The organism is Mycobacterium sp. (genome assembly GCF_032161845.1).
Classification (GTDB): Bacteria; Actinomycetota; Actinomycetes; order Mycobacteriales; family Mycobacteriaceae; genus Mycobacterium.
Genome location: NZ_JAVRQA010000284.1, coordinates 1 through 3,355, shown reverse-complemented (window position 1 = coordinate 3,355; position 3,355 = coordinate 1). Strand labels below are relative to the sequence as shown.

The 3,355-nt window shown below is 65.3% G+C and carries 3 protein-coding genes; 1 reads left to right on the top strand and 2 read right to left on the bottom strand.

The genetic code is table 11. The features are described 5' to 3' along the window. Positions 1–147: 147 nt before the first annotated feature. The gene (locus tag QOD90_RS15705; RefSeq protein ID WP_526351269.1) at positions 148–981 is read right to left on the bottom strand and encodes a TatD family hydrolase; all 834 of its coding nucleotides are present in this window, start codon (positions 979–981) and stop codon (positions 148–150) included. A gap of 25 nt (positions 982–1,006) precedes the next feature. Between QOD90_RS15705 and metG the strand changes: the two genes are divergently transcribed. Beyond that, the gene (gene metG, locus QOD90_RS15700) at positions 1,007–2,560 is read left to right on the top strand and encodes a methionine--tRNA ligase (RefSeq protein ID WP_526351267.1); all 1,554 of its coding nucleotides are present in this window, start codon (positions 1,007–1,009) and stop codon (positions 2,558–2,560) included. 2 nt (positions 2,561–2,562) lie between these two features. Here the strand turns inward: metG and QOD90_RS15695 are convergent. Next, a partial coding sequence (locus QOD90_RS15695) for an alpha/beta fold hydrolase (protein WP_526351265.1) occupies positions 2,563–3,355 on the bottom strand: 793 nt, incomplete at its 5' end.

Sequence of the window (3,355 nt, the reverse complement as noted above, 5' to 3'; positions counted from 1 at the left end):
AAGTCGCATCGCGGGCGAGCGCGCTTCATCGATCTTGTGCAAGTAGTTCAAGTGTTCAATCCCGACTGATGGGGGCGGCCACCGAACCGCGGCCGGACGCTTCTATCACGGGACGGTAACGAAAACGCCAGGGGGCAGCAACTTCCCTCAGGTGCGGAAACCGTAGATCCGGGCCGCGTTCTCGGCGGTTTCGCTAGCGATGTCGGCTGCGGGACGGCCTACGACCTCGGACAACGCTCGAACCGTGTAGGGGAGACAGTACGACTCATTCGGTGCCCCTCGGTACGGATGTGGAGTCAGGAAAGGCGCGTCGGTCTCGACGAGAAGCTGATCGGGCGGAATAAGCCGGGCCGCCTCACGCAGGGCCGATGCGTTCTTGAAGCTGACGGTCCCCGACAGGCTGAGCAGCCAACCCGCGTCGATGCAGACCCGCGCCATCTCCGGACCCGATGAAAAGCAGTGAAAGATCACGGTGTCGGGGGCACCCTCGCCGGCAAGCACGTCGAGAACCTCGGCATCGGCGTCGCGATTGTGGATCATGAGCGGCTTGCCGGTGCGTTTCGCAAGGTCGATGTGCCAGGCGAACGCCTCCCGCTGACGCGCTGGATCGGCACAGCCGTCGAGCTTTCCGGGCCAATACATGTCCATGCCGGTCTCGCCGATCGCGACGACCCTGGGGTGGGCCGCCAGTTGCTCGATCTCGGCGCGTGCGTCGTCGGTGAGCGCGTCGGCCCGCGTCGGGTGCAGCGCCACGGCGGCGTAGACCCTGGAATCCCAGTCCGCCGCCCTGACGGCCCAGCGCGCCGCGTCGAGATCGTCGGCGATGGTGACGACGGACCGGACTCCGACCGCCTCTGCTCTGTCGAGGATGGCGTGGACGTCGTCGGCGTCGGATGCGCCGCAGGCATCGAGGTGGGTGTGTGCGTCGACCAACGGAGCCAGGGGCTCGGGGGCGGGCGGCGGCTCCCGTTTCGAACTCACCGCCACACTTTAAGGTGAAGTCCAAATGAGAGAGCCGTACTACATCACGACCGCCATCGACTATCCGAACGGCGCACCGCACATCGGGCACGCCTACGAGAAGACTGCGACCGACGCGATCGCCCGCTTCAAGCGGCTCGACGGGTTCGACGTCCTGTTCCTCACGGGGACCGACGTGCACGGCCTCAAGATGGCTCAGACGGCCGAAGCCGAGGGCATTCCCACCGCGGACCTCGCGCTGCGCAACTCCGACGTGTTCCAAGGCCTACAGGAGCAGCTCAACGTCTCGTTCGACCGGTTCATCCGAACCACGGACGAGGATCACGTGGAGGCGTCCATCGCCATCTGGAACGCCATGAATGCGTCGGGTGACATCTACCTGGACTCGTACGCGGGCTGGTACTCGGTCCGCGACGAACGCTTCTTCGCCGACGACGAACTCGAGGAGCGCGCCGACGGCATCCGCTACTCCATCGAGACGGGCACCCCGGTGACGTGGACCGAGGAGCAGACCTACTTCTTCAAGCTGTCGGCCTACGCCGATCGGCTGCTGGCCCACTACGAGGCACACCCCGAGTTCATCGGACCCGACGTGCGACGCAACGAGGTCGTCAGCTTCGTGTCGGGGGGGCTGCGCGACCTGTCGATCTCACGCACGACGTTCGACTGGGGCGTCCAGGTTCCCGGACACCCGGACCACGTGATGTACGTCTGGGTGGACGCACTGACGAACTACCTGACGGGCGCGGGCTATCCCGACATCGCGTCCGAGGCGTTCCGCAAGTACTGGCCAGCCGACATGCACGTCATCGGCAAGGACATCATCCGCTTCCACACCGTCTACTGGCCCGCGTTCCTGATGTCGGCGGGCATCGAACTTCCGCGCCGCGTCTTCGCCCACGGCTTCATCAACGTCAAGGGCGAGAAGATGAGCAAGTCGGTGGGCAACGTGGTCGACCCGGTCGATCTCATCGATACCTACGGCGTCGACCAGGTGCGCTACTTCCTTCTGCGGGAGGTGCCGTTCGGCCAGGACGGCAACTTCAGCGAGGAGGCGCTGATCGGCAGGATCAACACCGATCTCGCCAACGAACTGGGCAACCTCGCGCAGCGATCCCTGTCGATGGTCAACAAGAACCTGAACGGAGTTGCACCGCAGCCAGGAAAGTACACCGATGCGGACCGCGAGCTGCTAACCCTCGCCGACGAGCTACTCCCCACTGTGCGAGCGCATTTCGACGTGCCATCGATGAACAACGCCCTGGAGGCCATCTGGCTGATGCTCGGCGCGGCGAACCGGTACTTCTCTGCACAGGAGCCGTGGGTACTGCGCAAGTCCGACACTCCCGAGGACCAGGACCGCTTCCGGACCGTGCTGTACACGACGCTCGAGGTGGTCCGCATCGCGGCGCTGCTGGTGCAACCGGCGATGCCGGCCTCCGCGGCCAAGCTGCTCGACCTGCTCGGGCAGCCCGCCGATCAGCGCGACTTCGCCGCGATCGCGACGCGACTGGCACCGGGCACCCCGCTGCCGACGCCGGTTGGGGTGTTTCCGCGCTACGTCTTGGAATCCGAATAGGGTTACAGCGCAGCAACTCTCAACAGAAGCTCAGCGGTCTCGTGCGGTTCGGTGAGCATCAGGTCGTGACCGGTGTCGATGTCCCACAACCGGCCTTCACTGACGGCCTTGATGCGCTCGACGTCGCGGATGGCCAGTGATGCGGTGCAGCAGATGTGAGTCTGCGGAATCGCCCACAGCTCAGCCTCGTTGGTCAGCCGCAACGGTTGCGTCGTCGTCTTCCACGGATGTGGCGTCAGGCGCTCGACCACCCAGGCGACGTCGTCGGGATCCGTAACGCCGAGGAAGCGGGCCAACGCGGCGGACGGGGGCATGATGAGCTCCACGCCGTCGACGGTGAAGATCCTCTCGCGTTGGGCGTCGACGAACGGCTTCGAATGCGTCGCAAGTGATTCGCCGTTGGCAGGTGTTGCGGAATCGAGGTACACGAGGTGTCCGACGCGATCGATTGCGCGGTCCGCGGCGCCGGTGATGACCATCCCGCCGTAGCTGTGGCCGACCAGGATGACCTCCTTCAGATCCTCGTACGTCAACAGGTTGACGACGTCGGTGACATGGGTGTCGAGGTCCGTGTCGGGGGTCAACAGATGGGCGCGGTCCGCGAGGCCCGTCAGCGATGGCGCATACACGTCGTGGCCCGCCTCGCGCAGGAGGGGCGCGACGCGTTGGTAGCACCAGCCGCCGTGGCCGCCGCCGTGGATCAGGACGAAGGTTCGCTTGCTCATAATCCGCTCTCGAGTGACGTGCACCACATTCGACCACGCCGTGTCACACTTCGGCTGTCCGAGGTGTCTT

Excerpts from the sequence above, each read along its gene's own strand:
- metG (WP_526351267.1), top strand. The coding sequence starts at position 1,007 with ATGAGAGAGCCGTACTACATCACGACCGCCATCGACTATCCGAACGGC.